The 18,852-nt window shown below is 40.4% G+C and carries 18 protein-coding genes; 12 read left to right on the top strand and 6 right to left on the bottom strand.

Going from position 1 to position 18,852, the window contains the following annotated elements:
* Positions 1–323, bottom strand: a 323-nt coding sequence (locus H540_RS0117535) for a helix-turn-helix domain-containing protein (RefSeq protein ID WP_028401760.1), incomplete at its 3' end; no start/stop codon positions are given.
* Positions 324–360: 37 nt separating this feature from the next.
* Here H540_RS0117535 and H540_RS0117530 point away from each other — a divergent pair.
* Positions 361–546 (top strand): hypothetical protein, encoded by a 186-nt coding sequence (locus tag H540_RS0117530; protein ID WP_028401759.1) that lies wholly within the window; start codon positions 361–363, stop codon positions 544–546.
* 211 nt (positions 547–757) lie between these two features.
* Here the strand turns inward: H540_RS0117530 and H540_RS0117525 are convergent, their stop codons facing one another.
* Positions 758–1,372, bottom strand: a complete 615-nt coding sequence (locus H540_RS0117525) for a TetR/AcrR family transcriptional regulator (protein ID WP_028401758.1) — start codon at positions 1,370–1,372, stop codon at positions 758–760.
* Between the two features lie 365 nt (positions 1,373–1,737).
* Between H540_RS0117525 and kynU the strand changes: the two genes are divergently transcribed.
* From kynU to brnQ, 4 genes are all read left to right on the top strand, one after another.
* On the top strand, positions 1,738–3,024 hold the full coding sequence (gene kynU / locus H540_RS0117520; RefSeq protein WP_028401757.1) for a kynureninase: 1,287 nt from the start codon (positions 1,738–1,740) through the stop codon (positions 3,022–3,024).
* 344 nt (positions 3,025–3,368) lie between these two features.
* Entirely contained in the window at positions 3,369–4,223 is an 855-nt protein-coding gene (gene kynA / locus H540_RS0117515; RefSeq protein WP_425388135.1) for a tryptophan 2,3-dioxygenase, read from the top strand.
* A gap of 498 nt (positions 4,224–4,721) precedes the next feature.
* A complete protein-coding gene (locus H540_RS0117510; RefSeq protein ID WP_028401755.1) occupies positions 4,722–5,462 on the top strand; it encodes a ZIP family metal transporter in 741 nt (246 codons plus the stop codon).
* Between the two features lie 471 nt (positions 5,463–5,933).
* Entirely contained in the window at positions 5,934–7,283 is a 1,350-nt protein-coding gene (gene brnQ / locus H540_RS0117500) for a branched-chain amino acid transport system II carrier protein (RefSeq protein WP_028401754.1), read from the top strand.
* A gap of 114 nt (positions 7,284–7,397) precedes the next feature.
* Here brnQ and H540_RS0117495 read toward each other — a convergent pair whose 3' ends face one another.
* Positions 7,398–8,663 (bottom strand): dicarboxylate/amino acid:cation symporter, encoded by a 1,266-nt coding sequence (locus H540_RS0117495; RefSeq protein ID WP_028401753.1) that lies wholly within the window; start codon positions 8,661–8,663, stop codon positions 7,398–7,400.
* A gap of 203 nt (positions 8,664–8,866) precedes the next feature.
* Between H540_RS0117495 and H540_RS0117490 the strand changes: the two genes are divergently transcribed.
* Positions 8,867–9,913 carry a DctP family TRAP transporter solute-binding subunit gene (locus H540_RS0117490; RefSeq protein ID WP_051317162.1) on the top strand — a complete coding sequence of 349 codons (1,047 nt, stop codon included), beginning with the start codon at positions 8,867–8,869 and terminating at the stop codon, positions 9,911–9,913.
* A gap of 17 nt (positions 9,914–9,930) precedes the next feature.
* On the opposite strand, the gene H540_RS0117485 is transcribed toward H540_RS0117490, so the two are convergent.
* Together H540_RS0117485 and H540_RS0117480 are read right to left on the bottom strand one after the other, a co-directional pair.
* Positions 9,931–10,632, bottom strand: coding sequence for a response regulator (locus H540_RS0117485; RefSeq protein WP_028401751.1), 702 nt, complete (start codon positions 10,630–10,632; stop codon positions 9,931–9,933).
* A complete protein-coding gene (locus H540_RS0117480; protein WP_028401750.1) occupies positions 10,616–12,235 on the bottom strand; it encodes an ATP-binding protein in 1,620 nt (539 codons plus the stop codon). The genes H540_RS0117485 and H540_RS0117480 overlap by 17 nt, the downstream gene beginning before the upstream one ends.
* Before the next feature lie 277 nt (positions 12,236–12,512).
* Here H540_RS0117480 and H540_RS30085 point away from each other — a divergent pair, with 277 nt between their 5' ends.
* The 5 genes from H540_RS30085 (at position 12,513) to cyoD (ending at position 17,673) form a co-directional block, all read left to right on the top strand.
* A complete protein-coding gene (locus H540_RS30085; RefSeq protein ID WP_051317161.1) occupies positions 12,513–13,193 on the top strand; it encodes a lysozyme family protein in 681 nt (226 codons plus the stop codon).
* 632 nt (positions 13,194–13,825) lie between these two features.
* Positions 13,826–14,767 (top strand): ubiquinol oxidase subunit II, encoded by a 942-nt coding sequence (locus tag H540_RS0117465; RefSeq protein ID WP_034671299.1) that lies wholly within the window; start codon positions 13,826–13,828, stop codon positions 14,765–14,767.
* A gap of 32 nt (positions 14,768–14,799) precedes the next feature.
* Entirely contained in the window at positions 14,800–16,770 is a 1,971-nt protein-coding gene (gene qoxB, locus H540_RS0117460) for a cytochrome aa3 quinol oxidase subunit I (RefSeq protein ID WP_028401748.1), read from the top strand.
* The gene (gene cyoC / locus H540_RS0117455; protein WP_051317160.1) at positions 16,770–17,366 is read left to right on the top strand and encodes a cytochrome o ubiquinol oxidase subunit III; all 597 of its coding nucleotides are present in this window, start codon (positions 16,770–16,772) and stop codon (positions 17,364–17,366) included. The genes qoxB and cyoC overlap by 1 nt, the downstream gene beginning before the upstream one ends.
* Position 17,367: 1 nt before the next feature.
* Positions 17,368–17,673: a cytochrome o ubiquinol oxidase subunit IV gene (gene cyoD / locus H540_RS0117450; protein ID WP_028401746.1), complete on the top strand. Its 306-nt coding sequence runs from the start codon at positions 17,368–17,370 to the stop codon at positions 17,671–17,673.
* A 242-nt stretch (positions 17,674–17,915) separates the two neighbouring features.
* On the opposite strand, the gene H540_RS30080 is transcribed toward cyoD, so the two are convergent.
* Complete coding sequence (locus tag H540_RS30080; RefSeq protein WP_051317159.1) at positions 17,916–18,224, bottom strand: hypothetical protein; 309 nt, start codon at positions 18,222–18,224, stop codon at positions 17,916–17,918.
* 176 nt (positions 18,225–18,400) lie between these two features.
* Between H540_RS30080 and H540_RS30075 the strand changes: the two genes are divergently transcribed.
* Positions 18,401–18,852, top strand: a 452-nt coding sequence (locus H540_RS30075; RefSeq protein ID WP_034671293.1) for a PAS domain S-box protein, incomplete at its 3' end; no start/stop codon positions are given.

Here is an 18,852-nt window from a genome sequence, read left to right as displayed (position 1 = left end):
ACTTTGTTTCGTTTGCTTTTGAAGCGCGGCGCGTCATTTTGTTTTTTGAAAAAGCGTTTGAACGCATCCTCAAGGTTCTTGAGGGAAGATTGCAAGGCAACGCTGTCTACTTCTTTCAGCCATGGCACTTCTTTTTTAAGCGCTGTGAGCTGTTTCGAGCAAGCGTTGTACGTCAAACCTGCACCTGTTGCCTTATAGACATCATTCCATAGGGTAAGGAAGCGATTGAATACAAATCGACTGCAACCAATTGTTTTATTGATGAGGGTGGATTGTTCTTTGTTGGGGTAGATACGGAACTTGTATGCCTTGTTGACTAACATGGTACTTCACCTCCTTTTTCCATATAAGCAGTATAACATGTATACACTGGAAGAAAAAGGGAAACGAGAGAAAAAACAAACAAATGTTCCATTCGCTACAAACACACGATTGGAAAGGTTGGATTTCTACAAAGAACAGAAAGAGTTTGGCACTCGTGCACAAATGATACTGTATCTTCTGCAGATCGCACTCGAACAGTCGGACAATCGGGATGGCATATAGCTATCCCGATTGTCCGAAGGCAATTCATCCCCACCCTACTCATTGGGCTGCGCCCTTCTCATTCCTTGAGGATGGGGGCTTCTCGCCTACAAAAGATAAAAATGTTACAATTTTTTACTGAATCCTATAGGCAATTCAAAACAAAAAGCCTTGGGGACACAAGTTACTCAAGGCTTTGTTTATTATTTAAAAATGCAGCTATGAAACATCCTTATTGATACAATCCCCCTGTATACATCGCCGTAAGATTATGCGCAATCTCCTTCACAGGAACATCCCTTCCATTTCTTACAATTTCCCACAAATACATCTCGTTTGTAAAAAACCATCCTCGCGCAATGAATTGGTTATTTAAATCTGTTCGTGCCAGCCTGTTTTGCTGAGAGTATGCGATATCTTGCGCAATGCGCTGAATGAAGCGTTCACGGATTTCTTCCCATTTCATTCGAACCTCATCCGACATTCTAATAGCTTCTTCAATGGCCTGCATCATGGCTCGTTCTTCATTCGCCATTTTCAAAAAGGCATGGGTCTGTTTCTCAATCATCTCATAAGCCTCTTGTTTCGTTTTTGGTTCAAACGATAATTCTGCAATTTCATAAAAATGATTCATTACTTCTTCCATCAACTGAATCAACAAATCGTCTTTCCCCTTAAAATGAACATAAGCAGTTCCGTAGCCTGTATTCGCTTTTTTGATAATTTGTGAAATAGTCGCCTTATGGAAACCATATTCGCTGAATATATCCCGGCCTGCTTGCAATAATTTCTCTCTCGTTTGAAGTGAACGTAATTTTCTTGGAGACATCGTATCTATTTTCTTCATCTTATCTTCTTTCATTCCTTTGATTTATATTTATTAATCTATGTTATAGCAATTCTTTTTTAATTATATATGAGTGAATGATAATTTCGACATATCCATGTGCCATGTGAACCAAAAGGGAGTATGGTATGCTTCCTCTCTATGGTTTACCCCTGCATGGGCCACGAAAAGGGTTTGACCGCTTCTGCACATCGCCGGATGCTCTCTCCCCATTATAAAAAGACAGTTTTTTTATTAACTTTTTAATTGTAAATATTTTAACTTTTATTATGACACAATGTCAATGACACAACGTCATTGACATTGTGTCATTTTTTTATTATATTCTTTTTAATCAGAAAATAAAGACAGAAAGGGATGGGACTATGAGTAATTATGATTTTGACTCCACTTATGAATATGCGCGCAAACTGGATCAACAAGATGAACTGGCTTCTTTTCGCAACGAGTTTTATATGAAAGAAGGCTCTATCTATCTTGATGGAAACTCCCTTGGCCTGCTTTCCAAGCGAGCTGAGAAGGCTGTGCTGGATATCCTTGATTCATGGAAGCAGCTCGGGATCAACGGCTGGACAGAAGGGGCATATCCTTGGTTTTATGTATCGGAAAAATTGGGAGAGATGAGTGCCCCTCTTGTCGGTGCTGCACCTGAAGAAGTGATTGTAAGCGGTTCCACCACTACAAACCTTCATCAGGCAGTTGCTACGTTTTACGCGCCGGAAGGACAGAAAACGAAAATTCTGGCGGATGAATTGACATTCCCATCAGATATCTACGCTCTGCAAAGCCAAATCCAATTGAAAGGGCTAAATCCGGATGAGCATCTTGTTCGCGTGAAAAGCCGTGACGGCAGAATGCTTGCTGAAGAAGATATCATTGCAGCGATGACCGAGGAGATCGCTTTGATTGTGCTGCCGAGCATCTTGTATCGCAGCGGGCAGATTCTTGATATGAAGCTTCTTACAGAGGAAGCTCATAAGCGCGGCATTCTGATCGGTTTCGATTGCTGTCACTCTATCGGCTCTATCCCCCATCATTTCAATAAATGGGATGTCGATTTTGCGGTTTGGTGCAATTATAAACATTTGAACGGCGGACCGGGCGGCGTGGCGAGTTTGTATATCAATAAAAAGCATTTTGATCGTACACCGGGGATGACAGGCTGGTTCGGCTCTCGCAAGGATAAGCAATTCGATATGGAGCACTCTTTTACAAAGGCAAACGATGCAAGTGCTTACCAAATGGGGACGCCTCACCTATTAAGCGTTGCTCCTTTAATCGGTTCTTTAGAGATTTTTGCGGAAGCGGGCATTCATCGCATACGGGAAAAATCGCTTCGTATCACGAGATATATGATGAACCTGATCTCTCATGAATTAAAAGGAATGGGCTTTATTATGGGCAACCCGGATGACGATAACCGCCGCGGCGGCCACATCTTTTTGGAGCATGCGGAAGCGGCGCGCATTTGCAAAGCTTTAAAAGCAAATGGGGTCGTTCCAGATTTCCGTGCGCCAAACGGCATTCGCCTTGCACCGGTTGCTCTTTATAACACATATGAAGAAGTATGGAAGACAGTTCAAATCATTAAAACGATCATGAGTGAAGAGCAGTATAAACAGTTTGAGAATGTCAGAGAAGTTGTAGCTTAAGAAAGTATATACAAGTGAACAAAAAAATGTCTTTTTATAGTGGGGAGAGATCATCTGGCTAAGCGTAGAAGCGGTCAAACCCTTTTCGTGGCCCATGCAGGGAGAGAGAGAGGGAGCGCAGTTTCCCTTTTGTTCTATATGGCAAACGATAGATACGTCGGAATAACAAAGTGGACTTATATAGTCTGGAAAAAAGTAAATGCATAGAAACAGAGCGATCTTCATAAAAAAGAACACCATGAAGTAGTTTAAACCTCTTAACAGCCTACAGGAGACTCTGCGAGTATAGCGTCTCCTGGGTTCTACTTTATACATCCAGTCCTAAAACGAAGGAGCAAAATACCATGACAGAAAACCACTTGCATGAAAAAAAGAACATCATTACGGAAAAAGGAATTCACACAGATTTTCGTAATCAAATGACTTACGGCGAATACTTGCAATTGGATACTCTTTTATCCAGCCAAAAAAGACTGTCCGGGCATCACGATGAAATGCTCTTCATCATTATCCATCAAGTAAGCGAACTGTGGATGAAGCTTATTCTTCATGAGTTGCATGCCGCAACCCGGGCCATTCAAAACGATGATGTTTCATCCGCATTCAAAATGCTGGCGCGCGTTTCTAAGATTCAGTCTCAAATCGTTCAATCGTGGGATGTTCTTTCCACGTTGACACCTGCGGAGTATTTGGAGTTCCGCGATGAATTAGGGCAATCATCTGGCTTTCAATCTTATCAGCATAGGTTAATTGAATTCGCCCTCGGTTTTAAATCGAACCATATTCTGAAAATCTATGAGAAAGATCAAGTGCTGTATGAACAATTGAAAGAAGCGTATCAAGCACCAAGCTTGTACGATGTATGTATCCAGGCATTGGCGAAAGCTGGATTTGCGATCAATCCCGATCTATTGAAACGCGACTATACAGATCCGTACAAAGCGGACCCTACCGTAGAACAAGCTTGGGCTGCGGTTTACCGCGATGTGAAAACATACTGGGATCTCTATGAACTGGCGGAAAAACTGGTAGACTTGGAAGACTGGATGCAGCAATGGCGCTTCCGCCATATGAAAACGGTAGAACGAATTATTGGCCACAAAATCGGAACAGGCGGATCTTCAGGGGTGGGGTATTTGAAGAAAGTGCTCGACCATCGCTTATTCCCTGAATTGTGGGATGTTCGTACAAAATTGTAAGATGTGCAGGTTCTACAAAAAGTTGTAAAATGAAATCCTTAGTCCATTTTAGAAAAGCAAACATCCCTGGGCAAATCTGCTCAGGGTTTTATTCTATATAAGTCTGTTATTCCGACATATCTATCGTTTGCCACATAGAACAAAAGGGAAACTGTGCTCGCTCCCTGCATGGGCCACGAAAAGGGTTTGATCGCTTCTATATAAGTCCGCTTTGTTATTCCTACATATCTGTCGTTTGCCATATAGAACAAAAGGGAAACTGTGCTCGCTCCCTCTCTATGGTTTACTCCTGCATGGGCCACGAAAAGGGTTTGACCGCTTCTACGCTTAGTCGGATGCTCTCTCTCCCCTAAAAAAACGTTTTTTTGTCGATTTTTTTAGTTTCGTTTATATATATGATTGAATTATAATTTCGACATTTCCATTGGAAAATAATGGACTACCCTAATGAAAATGCTAATATGCTAAAAAAGAAGCAATTGAACGGAGAGTGAGCAAATGAAGCAAATTGCAGTGCCGATAACGGCAGCGTTTTTAGCCTTTGGAGGCTTACTTCTGGGAGGAACAGTTGGTGTTTTTGCAAAACAAATCATAGAAGAAAAAAAGTATCTGTTATATGCTTTCTGCGGCGGAATATTGATGGGGCTGCTTTTTTTGGAATTAGTTCCAGAAACGTTTGCTTCTTATCATCCGACAGGTCCTGCACTGGGACTTGTATTCGGGCTATTGCTTATGTATATCTTAGATACCTATTTTCATAGCTCAGCAGAAAATAGGGGACAGCCTCAAGCATCGCAAGCTTTCTTATTCCTCTCCCTCGCCATCTGTATTCACAATATCCCTACCGGTATTGCAATCGGATCTTCCGTTTCTGCAAATGAAGCAGCTGCCGCTTCACTTTTGCTGGCAGTTATTTTTCATCATATTCCTGAAGGATTAGCTTTGGTCATCCCTTTTTCATTCACGCGTTTCAAGCTGTCCGCTTTCATTTGTACGATTTTTCTTCTGTCTTTCGTTTTGGGAGCCGGAACCTTTATCGGCAGCAGCATCCCCTTCAGGACAAACCACTTACAAGGCATAATTATGGGAAGCGCCATAGGAACAATCAGCTACGTTACCCTTCACGAAATGCTGTGGAAGGCAATGCGAAAAGTCCGCTTTCTTCCGTTCATTTCATATACTTTAGCTGGGATGATCATTGTGAGGCTGTATATCGAAATATTCATGCATCATCATTGAAAAAGGCGTGCAGTCTGCACGCCTTTTTTACAACGGTATTTTTTCCATTTTCCCTCTTTCGTACTCTTTAATATCTGCACCGTAATATTGCTCCTTTCCCTTCAGTCTCTTTCGTCACAAGTTTCAAGTCGACCACACCGGCAAGATGAAAAGAAGCATAGTGAGATAACATGTAATATCTTCTACATCACTCACATTTGAGCGATGGCTGTAACAAGGCACGAACTTGCGATAGGATCCGTATACTCTTTTAATTAACTAGAGCATAAAGCAAACTGGATAAGATACATATTGGAAGAAATTAATCTAGAACTAGCATCACGGGTTGAAAAAATTTTAATTTTATATTGAAATATATATTCCGAATGCTTATAATACGTTACGTACTTTATTATTATCTCAATATATTTTTCTGAAAATTTTTATTTTCTAATAATAATAAAAAGTAATTATTTTTACGGAGGTTTTATTGTGTCAAACAAAGTGCCATTTTCTTTTGTAGTGGTTATTGGTTTAATGTTATTCGCATTATTTTTTGGAGCAGGAAATTTAATTTTCCCAGCTATGCTTGGTCAATCAGCAGGAACAAATATATGGTCAGCTAATGCAGGCTTTTTAGTTACAGGAGTCGGATTACCGCTTATTGGTGTACTAGCATTTGGATTTTCAGGTAAAGATGATTTACAATCGTTAGCTAATCGTGTCCATCCAATATTTGGCGTTGTATTTACATCTGTTCTTTATTTAGCTATCGGTCCTCTTTTTGCTTTACCAAGAGCAGGGAGTGTATCTTTTGAAATTGGAGTTACACCTTTTCTGTCAAAAGACCCAAGTTTTGTACCTTTGTTTATTTTCACGTTAATTTTCTTTGGAATTACGTGCTTTTTTTCGCTCAATCCCGCGAAAATTGTCGATATTGTAGGAAAAATCTTAACGCCGATTAAATTAACGTTCATTGGAACTCTCGTAATCGTTGCTTTTATTCATCCAATTGGAGCTTTCCAAGCACCAGCGCAAGATTATACATCACATACGTTTTTTAAAGGATTCCAAGAAGGCTATTTAACGATGGATACACTTGCATCTTTCGTTTTTGGAATTATCATTATTAATGCAATTAAAGCAAAAGGTGCTACAACTAAAAAACAAATCATTACAGTTTGTGCAAAAGCAACTGCCATAGCTGCAATAATTTTAGCTACCATTTATACATCTCTTTCTTATATGGGCGCTTCAAGTGTAGAAAAACTAGGACACTTAGACAATGGTGGTAAAGTTTTAGCAAGCGTTTCAAACTATTATTTCGGTACTTATGGCGGATTATTATTAGGATTAATGATTACAGTAGCTTGTTTAACAACGAGTATAGGACTTGTTACTGCTTGTGCATCATTTTTCCATAAATTATTCCCAAAAGTGTCTTATAAAACAATCGTAGTTATTTTATCTGTTTTTAGTGCTATTATTGCTAATGTTGGATTAACACAACTAATCGCTATTTCTATACCTGTATTAACAGCGATCTATCCTTTAGCAATTGTGCTTATTGTTTTAACATTTTTACACCCGCTATTTAAAGGAAGAGCAGCGGTTTATCAAGGAAGCTTATTCTTTACTTTCATTGTCAGCTTATTTAATGGATTAAATGCAGCTAACGTACACATTAAAGTAATAAATGATCTTTTTACTCGCGTTCTTCCGATGTACAATATTGGACTAGGATGGATCGTACCAGCCGTTGTCGGCGGTGTAATTTGTTTTGGGATGAGCTTATTACAAACAACTAATAATACAAATCCTAATCCTTCTTCAGGAAGATAGATAACGAGGACACTAAGAAAAAATCCATCCTGTACGATTAGGATGGATTTTTCTTCATATAAGGCATACTCCCGAAAAGGATATATCCTTTCATTAGGAGATATTCGATTTTGATCAGACAGCCGTTGTTTTTTCAAATTCAAGCTCTGATTCTTCTGCAGAGGATGGGTCGAACTCATTTTCCATCTTCGCAACAACTACAGTTGCTACGCTGTTCCCGATGAGATTCGTGATAGCACGGGCTTCGGACATAAAGCGGTCTACCCCTAGAAGAAGCGCCATTCCCTCTACTGGAATCATCGGAAAAGCCGCAAGCGTGGCAGCTAATGTAACAAATCCTGAGCCTGTTACACCGGCAGCTCCTTTAGATGTTAGCATCAAAATGCCAAGCAGTGTCAGCTGTTGCATAATGCTCAAATCAACCCCGTAAGCCTGTGCAATAAATAATGCTGCCATGGACAAATAGATAGATGTTCCATCAAGGTTGAAAGAATAACCAGTAGGAACCACGAGACCGACAACGGATTTCGAGCATCCGTACTTGTTCAGCCTTTCCATCAATCGAGGCAATGCCGATTCTGAGGAAGAAGTTCCTAAAACGAGGAAGATTTCTTCCTTAATATACTTGATAAGTTTGATGATGCTGAACCCATAAAATCTCGCAATTCCTCCGAGTACCAATAAGATGAACAGAAACATAGTGAGATAAACAGACCCCATCAGCTTTCCGAGCGAGAACAAAGAACTGATTCCAAATTTCCCGATAGTGTAAGACATGGCGCCGAACGCGGCAATCGGAGAAAGCTTCATGATCATATTTACGATACCGAAGAAGCCGTGGCTTAACTTATCAAATAATTGAATAACCGATTTCGATTTTTCGCCCATTGCCGCCAAAGAAATACCAAACAATACTGCAAAGAATAGAATCGGCAGCAATTCGCCTTTCGCCATTGCGCTGATGATATTTTCAGGGATGATATTTACGAAAAAGTCGACAAATCCATGATTGGTCGCTGCAGCCTGCTTCGTGAATGCGGAAACATCGCCTTTGGCCGCACTCGTATCGATTCCTGCACCCGGCTTGATGATGTTTACGACTAAGAGACCGATTGCCAACGCGAAGGTCGTTACAATCTCAAAATAAAGTAATGCTTTTCCGCCGATCCTTCCTACTTTTTTTACATCACCCATGCTTGCAATTCCAGTGACAATCGTTAAAAATACAATAGGAGCGATTACCATTTTGATCAGCTTGATGAACACATCAGCCAATACCTTCAATTCTGTTCCGAACTTTGGGAAGAAATGTCCGACTAAAATACCGATAATAATTGCAGTGATAACTTGAACAGTTAAGTTTTTAAATTTTGCTAACATCATTTGACCCCCTTTGTTTTTTGTTTTGAAAACGCTTTAAATACTAGTATTGTTGATATTATAATAATTTTTTGACTATTTCGGCAATTTTATGGTTTTTTAGTTCTTATTGTTCTTTTTGGTCTTTAAAAGGATGTATCATAGGGATAAGATATTTTATATTGAGCAGTAATTTTCTTTTTACATGGGAGGTTTACATCAATTTGAACCGTATAAGTATCATTCGTTTTCTTCAGCTTGCCGCAATCCTATTTTTCATAATTTTTGAAGCAAGCTGTACGCCTCGTACCATTGATTACGACCAAGTAAGCCCTGAAGAAAAATTAATTATCCGCTTTCCTCACGTTACAGGTGAAAATACGCCTAAAGGACTTGCAGCGAAAAGATTCAAAGAGCTCGTTGAAGCCAAAAGCGGCGGAAAGGTAGAAGTACAGGTCTTTCCCAACTCCAGCCTGTACTCTGACTATGAGGAGATAGATCAATTGAAAAAAGGACATATTCAAATCATTGCACCGCAGACTGCAAAGTTTTCAAATATCATCCCGGAGGCTCAATTATTTGATTTGCCTTATCTTTTTCAGAACAACAAGGAAGTGTGGGAACTTGCAGATGGACCTGTCGGAAAGGAACTGGGGCATTTATTCGAAAAGAAAGGATATAAATTGCTTGCCATATGGGACAATGGCTTTAAACAGATTACAAACAGCAAGAAGCCGATAAAAAAACCTGCGGATTTCTTCGGACTCAATTTTCGAATCGTATCAAGCCAGGTCATAGCCAATCAGTTTGAACTTGTAGGCGCAGACAGTTCCGTGCTTGCCTTTAACGAATTGTATCAAGCATTGGAGCAAGGGAAATTTCAAGGCGAAGAGAATACTGTTTCCAATATCAATAATAAGAAGCTGTACACACTGCAAAAGTACATGACAAAAAGCGATCATGGCTACTTGGGATACTTTATCGTAACAGACAAGAAATTTTGGGACAGCATTCCGCGTGACACAAGAAAAATGCTGGAGGACACACTGACAGAAGTTACAGACTGGGAGAGAACAACTGCTGTGCAAATGGAACAAGATCAATATGCACAGCTGCAGAAGCAACCGGAGCTTACCATACACGAGCTGACATCAGAAGAGAAAAAATCGTGGAAGGCTTCCTTCCACGATGCGTACAACGCCTATATAAGCAGTATCAATAATAACGTCATTAAGGATTACGTAAAAAAGAAAGAACAACGGGTCCCTTAAGGATTAGCGAAAAATCATCATTTTAGATCAATATAATAGCGATTGATCGGTCGGCCTATTGTACCGTACTGGATTTCAAGGCGAACTTTCCCCGATTTTTCAAGATAGTCCAAATAACGGCGTGCAGTTACTCTCGCTAAGCCTACCCCTTCGGCAACTTCCTCCGCCGAGCGGGGTTCTTTTTGTTTTAACAAATAAAGCAGCACTTGTTTTAAAGTAACTGCATTTAAACCTTTAGGCACCTCATCCAGCGACAATGAAAGATTGTCTGCTTGCCCGAAGGTTTTCACACTCGTGAGACGATCAATTTCATCTTGGTTCAATACATCTTTTGATAAATTGGAGCGCATCAGCTTATACGATTCAAGAGCACTCTTAAATCGTTCGAATCTGAAAGGCTTTACAATATAATCTATAGCCCCGTACCGAAACACACTTTGAATCGTTTCGGAGTCTCGGGCAGCTGTTACGAGGATAACATCAATCGGCTGATTTTGCTTTCTTAATTCAACAAGCGTTTCAAGCCCTCCCATGTCTGGAAGAAAAATATCTAAAATGACAAGATCAGGCTGCAGCTCAGCAATGATAGAGAGAGCTTTTGTGCCAGACTGTGCAGTTCCAACGATATTGAACCCGCCTGTGTCTTCTACAAATTGTTTGTTTACTTCCATTACCATTGGATCATCCTCAACGATGACAACCTTAATTTTCTGTTCCATCTTCGCTCTCCCCTCTTCTTATTTGCTTTGGAATCGTGATGATGAACATGGTTCCTTTTCTCGATTCTGTTTCTAACTGGATGTTTCCCCCTGCATTTTCTACATACCGATAGATAAGAGCGAGCCCGATTCCGCGATTTTTTCCCGCCTTTGTTGTGAAGCCTTGTTCATAAATCTTATCCTGAAATTCTTCCGGTACACCAGGACCGTTGTCTTCTACAACAATCTTTAAACAATCAGGCAAATCATAAATGCCGCAATCAATTCTTCGTTCTTCCAGCGGCTGGCCTTGAAGCGCTTCCATTGCATTCTCCAATAAGTTCCCTAGAACAGCCAGTAAAATGCTCACATCCCACTGTGCGGGAAACTCCTTTAGGCTGCTGCCACGCTCAATATGCAATTGAATACCCAATTCTTTTGCGCGGCTCACCTTTCCTAACAGCAAGCCTGAGATGCTGTGGTCATGAATGCTATTTGTTAAAAAAGAAGCCAGTTCTTCCTGCTCATATACAACATCGAATACATAACTTAGTGCCTGCTCTGACTTTCCTAACTGAATGAGCCCCGCAATCGCATGCAGCTTATTCCTGTGCTCGTGATTCTGCACCCGAAGAGCTTCAATAAATTGTTTGACTCCAGTTAATTCTTCGGCAAGATTGAATACCTCTGTTTTATCGCGAAATGTAGCTGCTGCCCCTACAATCGCCCCTTCTATTTTAATAGGCAGGATACTGATGAGAACCCTCGCACCGCCGACAATTCTGTCTTGGTTATACTGTGCGATTCCAGTCTGCATTACAGCAGTCAAATGACTGTCGGGAATGACTTCTAAAATGTTCCGCCCTATAACTGGAGCAGACAAGTTTAATATGCGGCAAGCCTCAGGATTTGCGACAGTGATTTGATAATTCGCGTCGATAGCAATAACACCTTCGCCTATAGATTGAAAAACGGCAATTCGTTCTTCCAATAGCTTTGCAATTTCTACCGGCTCCATATTAAACATCTGCTTCTTTATGTTATAAGCAAGAATAACAGCGCCTGCAAGTCCGACAATGAGCGCAATAAAAAAGGGGATTTGAATATCCTTTCCATATTCCTCAAAAAGTTCGATATACGTCGGTGCAATAATTCCTACTACAACAACGCCCACTTGCTTGGCACCATGCATGACAGGAACGAAAGCTCGAATGGAAGGGCCTTTAATCCCATATGCTCTGGAAACATATGCATGTTCAGCTAGTGAAGGACCTTCATCTCCCCCTGTAAATACGGAACCTATTTTAGCAGGAACTGGGTTAGAATAACGAACACGATTCATATCATAAACAACGATATATTCTACGTTCGTTGCAAGACGAATGTCCTCCGCAATCGGTTGAATAGCACTGGAACCTCCCGGCAAGCCGACATTTTGAATAACAGGTTCAATTCGGGCGACTGTCCGTGCAATCGACAATGCGCGCTGCCCAAGTTCTTTTTCAGTGGCGGAAAATACTTTTTCTACCAGCATACCGCCGCTTATAGAGATGGAAAGAATCACAAGAAAGAAAACAAGCAACCCAATTTTAATACGAAGACTCGGCTTAAAAACTCTTTTCATCCGTTTCCCCTCAATTTACATAAAAATACTTATCTGTATAGTGATAATAAAACTTTAATCTTAAAGATACCAGATACGTATCCAAAAATCACTCGGCATTTGTAAAATACATGTAACATTGCTTTTCACAAAATATGTTACGATAACAATAGTAACACTAAGTTTTTTTATAAAATATAAAATGCATTTGCTTTTATATGAGAGCAGTGCTTACAACTTGCCAAAATGACTCGCACGAAACTGTTACGATGTATTGTCAAGAGGAGGAAAGATCATAATGAAAAAATTAGGATGCCTTTTTCTTGTTCTCCTCTTATTGCTTACTTTCTTCATGCCCTTTGCAATAGGAGGCAGCAAGTTTAAACATATATTAAATCGCTACATATCTTCCGTTTCCCCAAATTCGACAGCAAAAGTCTTATCCTACAGGCCTGATATTGAAAGAGAATTAAATAAATACAATTTAATTGAGTTTACTCCGGTATTGCTGGCTATTATGTATCAAGAAAGCCGCGGAGAAGGAAACGACCCGATGCAGGCTTCTGAATCAGCCGGGTTAAAACGAAATGAAATTCAAGATCCACGCGTAAGCATTCAACAGGGGGTTTTTCATTTTTATCAAATGTACAAGCTTGGAAAAAAGCTGAATGTAGACTTGACCACCATTATACAAAGCTATAATATGGGCCCCGGATATATCCAATATGTAGCCGCCAATGGCTCTAAGCACAGTGAGGACCTGGCGAAGGCCTATTCAAAAATACAAGTAGATGCACATCCGCAGTTGTACACTTGCGGAGGGATTACAAGGAATTTCCGTTATCCCTACTGCTTCGGTGATTTTACCTACACTGCCAAAGTACAAAAAAAAATTCCGGTATTGGAAAAGTATATAAAGGATAATTCGGTAAAAGTCTCTTACATTCAAAAAGGAGAACATGAACTTTTGACGCAATAATAGACAAAAGCTCCGGAAGGTATCATAGCTGATATCTTCTAGAGCTCTTATTTCTCCATTATCTTCGGAAATTCTGCCAAACGCCTCTATATCTTCTCTAATGAATGTTTTCTCGAATACGGTAATTTTGCCCAATTTCATGATATCCTCGTCGATAGCCTTCTTAAAAGTAAAAGATGCGTCACTCATTAGCTTAACAACAAGGCGCCGGATTTAGAAAGAAATAAAAGGAAAAAAGATGAAACAGCTAAAAACCTTGCGAGATAAATTTCATTTTGTTAATGGTATTCCTTTTCTTTCGTACCAATTTTCTCGAAACTTAATACAAAAATAAGACCGTCATTTTCAAAAGGCGGTTTTGTCATCAATCTGACCGCCAAGAAAAAATCTTGGCGGTTTTCTTTATTCTATTCACCGCTTTCTGGATAGAGACGGACTGGAATTGACGGCTGGCTTGTGACAAAAATGTGGAGAATTGATGGCTAGTTCGTGACGAAAATGCGGAGAATTGATGAACTTGATTTAATTGTGATTATAATCACAGACGGGTTAATTCCAAAAACACTATTATTATGTTGCTATTGTTTTTAACGAAGAAATATCACTATAACTAATTGTGTTTTTGAAAGGAGATGCACCAAGTGGAAAATCGAAAGCTGCTTCATTTTTCTAAGCTTTCTCTGATGGCGGCAATGGCTGCTGTATTATTCTCCGGATGTGATAACCGCTATATTGTTCTCCATCCGCAAGGTCCGGTTGCACAACAGGAATATCACTTAATCGTATTATCCGCGATTCTTTGTGCCGTTGTCGTTATACCTGTTTTAGCCATTCTCATATATATCGTTTATCGGTACAGAGATAAGCCGGGAAACAAAGCGCCGTATACCCCGAATTGGGATGACAGCAAAACGCTTGAAATCGTGTGGTGGGGTATTCCAATTATTATCATTGGCGTTCTTGGCTTTTATACGGCAAAGACGACTTTTGCTTTACAGAAGCCGCCGGTAAGTGATGTCAAACCTATCACAATCCAGGTAACCTCACTTGACTGGAAATGGCTGTTCCAATACCCGGATCAGAAAATCGCTACTGTCAACTATGCCGAAATTCCTGCAGGAGTACCCGTTCAATTCGTATTAACATCTGATGCTCCCATGAACTCGTTTTGGGTGCCGCAATTAGGAGGACAGGAATACACGATGCCCGGAATGGACATGAGGCTATGGCTGCAAGCTGACAAGCCGGGAACGTATTTTGGATCTGGCGCCAACTTTACTGGTAAAGGTTTTGCGCATATGCAATTCCAAGTGATTGCAAAGCCGCAATCAGAATTTAATGCTTGGGCTAAGCAGATCAAACAGACAGCACCGGCCTTAACAAAAGACGGATATAACAAATTGGCGCAAAAAGGGCTGGCTGATAAAATGGACTTTTCCTCTTATCCATCCAATCTGTTTAATGAGATCGTGGATAAGAATGGCGGAAAATACATGAAAGAACACATGAAACAAAATGATATGACCGATATGGACCATCAGGATAATATGGCCAATATGAACCATGATAAATAGACAAAATAGACGAAAGGAAGGAGGAAAAACAGATGTTAGATAAATTGAAAGATTTTGCTTCCCATTTTTTTGTAACTGGGGACCCGATGATTTATGGGGCAGATGTTTCAATCGTACTAGTGACCCTTGGTATTCTGTTCGTTCTTACGTATTTTAAAAAGTGGGGCTGGTTATGGCGCGAATGGCTAACAACCGTTGATCATAAAAAAATTGGAATCATGTACTTGATCTCATCGCTCCTCATGTTGTTTAGAGGCGGGGTGGACGCTCTATTGATGCGTCTCCAATTAGCTTTCCCAAATGTTCACTTTTTAGAATCACAGCATTACAACGAGATTTTCACTACTCATGGAACCATTATGATTTTATTTATGGCAATGCCATTTATGTTCGCTTTATTTAATATCGTGGTACCGTTACAACTTGGAGCCCGGGACGTAGCTTATCCATTCTTAAACGCCGTAAGCTTCTGGCTGTTTTTCTTTGGTGCAATGCTTTTCAACTTATCCTTTGTAATAGGCGGATCTCCGGACGCAGGCTGGCTTAGTTATCCGCCATTGTCCGAGCTGTCCGGCAGTCCGGGCCCTGGACAAAATTTCTATATTTGGGGGATTCAAATTTCGGGGATCGGAAGTTTGGCAACAGGGATAAACTTTATCGTAACAATCTTGAAAATGCGTGCACCAGGCATGAAATTAATGAAGATGCCGTTATTTAGCTGGTCTGTTCTGGCAAGCTGTATTACAATCATCTTCGCTTTTCCGGTGTTGACCGTTTCCCTTGCTTTATTATTTGTTGACCGTTTCTTTGGGGCACACTTTTTCACAGCTACAGGCGGCGGAAATCCAATGATGTATGTCAACTTGATTTGGATGTGGGGGCACCCGGAAGTGTATATCGTGGTCCTTCCAGCGTTTGGTATTTATTCTGAAATCGTAAGTACTTTTTCTAAAAAGAAAATTTTTGGTTACAAATCAATGGTATTTTCGATGATGATTATTAGTGTGCTTTCCTATTTTACATGGGTGCATCACTTTTTCACGATGGGCGCAGGAGCCGATGTTAATACATTTTTTGCCATTACCACAATGGCCATCGGGATTCCGACAGGGGTTAAAGTATTCAACTGGCTATTTACCATGTTCCGCGGCCGAATACGGATGACTCAACCGATGCTGTGGACGCTTGCCTTCGTTCCTTGTTTCCTTGTTGGCGGAGCAACCGGTGTCATGCTTGCAGTCGCTCCGGCGGACTATCAATATCACAACAGCTATTTCTTAATCGCCCACTTCCATCAAGTATTAATCGGCGGTGTCGTCTTTGGTTACTTAGCCGGATTGTACTATTGGTGGCCGAAAATGTTTGGATTTAAACTGAATGATCGTTTAGGAAAATGGGCCTTCTGGACGTGGAATATTGGTTTCTATGTATGCTTTATGCCTCAATACGCATTAGGCTTCATGGGAATGACCCGCCGTGTCTACACCTATGGATGGGACATGGGCTGGGCACCGTTTAACCTTGTTTCGACAATTGGCGCTTTCTTAATGGGAATCGGCTTTCTTTTTCAAGTCTGGCAGATTCTCTACAGCATCAAACACGGCGAACGTGATTTAACAGGGGACCCTTGGGATGCGCGCACATTGGAATGGTCCATTCCATCACCGGCCCCGCTATACAATTTTGCCGTTGTTCCGCATGTAAACGACAGAGACCCTTGGTGGGTCATGAAAGAAGAAATGAAAAAACCTGGAGCAAAGAAACAATCCCACAGCCTTGAACCGATCCATATGCCAAAAAACTCCGGTATCCCATTTTTAATGGCGGTCTGCTGGTTTGTTGCCGGATTCGGCCTTACATTTAACTGGGTTCCGATGGGGCTGATTGGATTAACAGGTGTCGGAATTTGTTTGTTGGCCCGCTCTTTCCAATATAAAAAGGATTACTACATCCCGATTGACGAAGTGAAACGAACTGAAGCCTCATTAGGGAGGGCAATGTAATGGAACGTACGATTTCTCATACGTCAACTCATGGTCATGATGAACATGAGTTGACAACATTAGGATTCTGGATTTTCCTCGTAACAGACTGTATTTTGTTCGCTACTTTATTTGCGGCGTTTGCGGTGCTGCGTACTCATACTGACGGTCATTTTACAGGACGGGAGCTTTTTGAAGTACCTGGATTTACAGCTGAAACATTTATCTTATTGACAAGCAGCTTCACAAGCGGGTTAGCGGCATTGGCCATGAATAAAGGGAAAATGAAGCCGCTAATCGGATGGTTACTCGTCACAGTGCTGCTCGGCATGTCATTTGTCGGATTAGAAATTAATGAGTTTGCCAAAATGGTTTTGGAAGGAGCGACCATTTCAACGAACGCTTTCCTTTCCTCATTCTTTACATTAGTTAGTACACACGGCCTTCACGTTTCATTCGGTCTCATCTGGATGATTGCCATTATGATTCAAATCAGCCGTCACGGAATCAACGCTGCTACAAAACAAAAAGTGTTCATCGTTGGATTATATTGGCACTTTCTTGATGTTGTCTGGATCTTTCTCTATACTGTCGTGTATTTAATGGGGGTGATGTAACATGTCTCAACATGAGAATCACGGGTCTGGGAAATCTTACGTCATCGGATTTATCCTTTCCATCGTATTAACGATTATTCCTTTGCTGCTTGTGTTAAATCACATACTGAATAAAGGGATTCTCATCTTTTCGATATTGGCAATGGCTGTTCTCCAGCTTTTTGTGCAGCTCTTTTTCTTTATGCATGTTAAAGATGGTGAAAAGCCCCACTATCACACTATGGCCTTAATCCTTGGCGCGATCATAGTTTTTACAATTGTAGGGGGCTCCATCTGGATTATGTCGTTTAACTCACAAGTTCATTGATTTTTATAACGATACAAGAGGGGATGGCTTAAATGTGCCATCCCCTCTTGTATCGTTGAAAAACGCACTCGTCAATAAACTTTTAAGAAAATCAGGCATAGCCCGATCTGTTTTTATGGAGGATTTGCTGGGTTAAGGAGGGCGGTAATGCTCAAAACCTATGAGGCGTCCTATCCATGGTTCACTCGTTTGGCCAGGCATTCAGGCCGGGGCTATTGGAGTTTGCCTGCTTCATGTAATGTTTAAGTTAACTGATCATTTAATTTTCCAAGCGTTTGTTTATCAAGAGGGCTTACTTGGGCTCCTGCTACTTCTGGATTCAGAGATTTTTTAAGCTGCTCATAGAGATCTGGATATCTCGGTTTTACTCCATCCTCAAAAGTCTTCCAAATTCCCTCTAATTTCGGTCCTGGCGCTTTCACCTTCGCTTCATCACCCGCGTCGATCGCCTGTTTTAGCTCGCCTGTCGTTGTAAGTAGCTTTGAAACGCCAGCTTTAACTTGATCAACAGGACTGAGCTTCTGTGAAATCTGATATAAAACATCAATCAACTGATTATCATCATCAGTTATAGCTCCTACTCTTTCAATGGAATAATATTACTCTAAGTTTTCTGAACACCAAGAACTATATTTGAACTTTTATGTTTTATATTTCCAGTTTTTTTCAGACTTATAATCTTATAATATTGATAGTAAGTATTGTTCAATTTGGCAAAGGAGTTATTATGCAGAAAAATGGTAGTTGTAATAAGAGAGTCTCATTTAAAATAACAGCCCTTTATATGTTATCGAGTATTATTTGGATTTTTACAACGGATTGGATATTACCTAAATTTAATATACTTGATGTTGTTTGGATAAGTACTGAAAAAGGAATTTTTTTTGTTATTGCAACAGGATTTTTATTGTATAAGTTAATTCAAAGAAATATTAAAAGCATCGAAGATCGTGAGCAACAGTTAAATAGTCTTATTGAAAATAATACAGATGCAATCATTCATTTAGATTTACATGGTCATGTTATATCTGTTAATGAAGCAACCGAGAGAATAACAGGATATGGTAAAGAAGAGCTAACAAAAAAATCTTTTAAGGACCTTGTAGCCAAAGAAGATTTAGATAAAGTTCTAAAACACTTTGTAGAAATAGGAAAAGGGAAGTCCTCCATGATAGAGAG

Source organism: Ectobacillus panaciterrae DSM 19096 (assembly GCF_000430785.1).
Lineage (GTDB): Bacteria > Bacillota > Bacilli > Bacillales > Bacillaceae_G > Ectobacillus > Ectobacillus panaciterrae.
This window is presented reverse-complemented; position numbering and strand designations above follow the sequence as displayed.